This window comes from Caballeronia sp. LjRoot29 (genome assembly GCF_964252755.1).
Taxonomy (GTDB): Bacteria; Pseudomonadota; Gammaproteobacteria; order Burkholderiales; family Burkholderiaceae; genus Caballeronia.
Genome location: NZ_CAXUPU020000081.1, coordinates 1 through 2,460, shown reverse-complemented (window position 1 = coordinate 2,460; position 2,460 = coordinate 1). Strand labels below are relative to the sequence as shown.

General features: G+C 62.1%; 1 protein-coding gene. It reads left to right on the top strand.

Annotation, left to right across the window (positions count from 1 at the left end; genetic code table 11):
• The first annotated feature begins 130 nt into the window (after positions 1-130).
• Positions 131-2,398 carry a polysaccharide biosynthesis tyrosine autokinase gene (locus ACSQ83_RS35745; protein ID WP_436231359.1) on the top strand — a complete coding sequence of 756 codons (2,268 nt, stop codon included), beginning with the start codon at positions 131-133 and terminating at the stop codon, positions 2,396-2,398.
• Positions 2,399-2,460: the final 62 nt, after the last annotated feature.

Genomic DNA, 2,460 nt, shown 5'->3' with positions numbered 1-2,460 from the left:
AGTGTTCCTTCATAAATAACGTCATTGTGGTTGAGCGGTAAGCATCGTTGTCGGGCGAGGTTATTTCGATAGCCGGAAGCGTTTTGTTATCCACGGGCTCGGCCTTTATCTTTTATTGCAGGGGTTTGACATGAGTTCATACATCGGGCATTCGTCGTTTAGTGCGGCGCCGAAGAAGAGCGACGGGCTGATTGACCTGTGGCGCAGCGTGGTTCGCCACAAGCGGCTATTCATGACGATCACGGGCACGTTCGTGGTGGTGGGCGGGCTGTACATTTTGCTGGCCACGCCGCAGTACCGCGCCGAGGCTATGCTGCGCGTGGAAAGTTCGTCCAAACCCGGCGCCTCGATCAGCGCGCTGTCGGATGTGTCGGGCACGATGAGCGCGACGGTGTCGGCAAGCGACGAGAGCGCGGTGCTGACGTCGCGCAGCATCGTAAGCGATGCGATCGCTCAAACCGGTGCGCAAACGAGCGTGCAAACGGGAAGTCATTTCCCGTTGATTGGCAAGTTTATGGCCTCGCGCCATGTCAACGCCCAAACGCTGGTGCCGCCGTTTCTGGGCTTGAGCGGTTATGCGTGGGGCGGCGAGCTGCTCAAGCCGGGCGTGTTCACGGTGCCGGAGGCGTCCCTGGGCGACAAGTTTCGCGTGGTGACGGGCGAAGCCGGGCAATACACGCTGTATGACAAGGACGGTGAGGCGCTGGCACAGGGTCGCGTCGGGCAACTGGTCTCATTTAGCGTGAGTACACCCGATGGCAATGCGCCTGGCGAGTTGCGTATCGACACGCTGCGGGCGCGCCCCGGCGTGGAGTTCACGCTGCGCAGCCAGTCCGCGCAGACGGTCTATGAGAACGTGAACAAGGCGCTGAAGGCGTCGGTTGCAAGCCAGAGTTCGGCGCTCCACGACCCCTCGATCATGAGCCTGAGCTATCAGGCCGATTCGCCCCTGGCCGCGCAAATGCTGGTCAACACCATCGTGAAGACGTATTTGAAGCGTGACGAGCAGTCGCGTGCCGAGCAGGCCCAGTTGAGCCTGAACTTCCTGCGCGGGCGCCTGCCCGGGCTGAAGGCGGATCTGGAGAGCGCGGAGAACCGCCTCAATGATTACCGCACGAAGACGAGCATGGTCGACATGGGTCAGCAAGGTACGGCGCTGATCACGCGCTTGAGCACGTTGGCCGATACCCAGACGCGCTTGCAGCTCCAGCTGGACGAGCAGAAGCAGAAGTTCCGCCCCGATAGCCCGACGTATCAAGCGGCCGCTTCGCAGCTCGATCAGGTGAACCGGCAGATCCAGGAACTGAGCGACACGGCGACGAAGCTGCCGAGCATTCAACGCGAATATGTCAGGCTTGCGCGCGATGTGGCGGTGAGCACGCAGTTGTACACGAGCGTGCTGACCAATGCGCAGCAACTGGAAGTGGCAGCGGCGAGCACCGCACCCGGCGTGGGCGTGGTTGACTGGGCGATTACGCCGGAGAAGCAGGCGTGGCCGCGCAATGCGATCGTGCTGCTGGGTTCGATTCTTGGCGGGTTGTTCGTGAGCGCGGCGACGGTGCATCTGATCTCGCTGAAGCGCAAGGAACTTCGGACACCGGAAGAGATTGATTACATCTCGCATGTGCCGCGCCTGGCGGTGGTCGCGCAATCGCCGGCGCAACTGCAGCACAGCAGCGCCGCGCGCCGTCGCCTGGGTACGCCGGCCAAGCTGTTGGCGGCCAATAGCCCGACGGATCCGGGGATCGAAGCGTTACGTTCGTTGCGCAGCAGCATGAAGGCGTTGCTTGAGACGGGTGACTTGTCGGCGGGCAAGGTGATTCTGTTCACGGGGCCGACGCAGGGCGTGGGCAAGAGCTTTGTGTCATCGAACTTTGCTTATCTGTTGGCGGAGACGCACGCTTCGGTGGTGCTCATCGATGCGGACATGCGCCAGGGCCGGTTGCGGCACCTGTTGAAAGAGCGCAGCGGTGCAGGTCTGGCCGAAGTGCTGGAGGGCACGGCACGGGTGGAAGAGGCGATCGTGAAGCTTGATCAGAGCAACCTCTCGGTGCTGAACGCGGGGCTGAGTGTGCCGGCGAACCCATCGGAGCTTCTGGGACGGCCTGCGTTCCAGGAGATGCTGGCCAAGCTTCGCGAGACGTACGATTACGTGGTGATCGATTCGCCACCTGTTCTTCCGGTGAGCGATGCGTTGTCGATCGCTTCCCAAGACTGTGATCTGGTGCTGCTGGTGTCGCGTGCCGATCACACGGGTGCACGGCAGTTGGAAGAGACGATTCGGCGGTTGGAGAACGTCGGGGCGCGGGTGGGGGGCCATATCTTCAACGGCTTCTTGCCAGGGCGGTACGGCGAGCGCGACGAGTACGGTCTTTACCTTGCGCACAAGCTGCATTGATTAGTCAGAGTTGGAGGGAGGAGAAGGGCGGAGGCGGCTGCTTCGGAGAGGTATCGGGGCGG

Excerpts from the sequence above, each read along its gene's own strand:
- ACSQ83_RS35745 (WP_436231359.1), top strand. The coding sequence starts at position 131 with ATGAGTTCATACATCGGGCATTCGTCGTTTAGTGCGGCGCCGAAGAAG.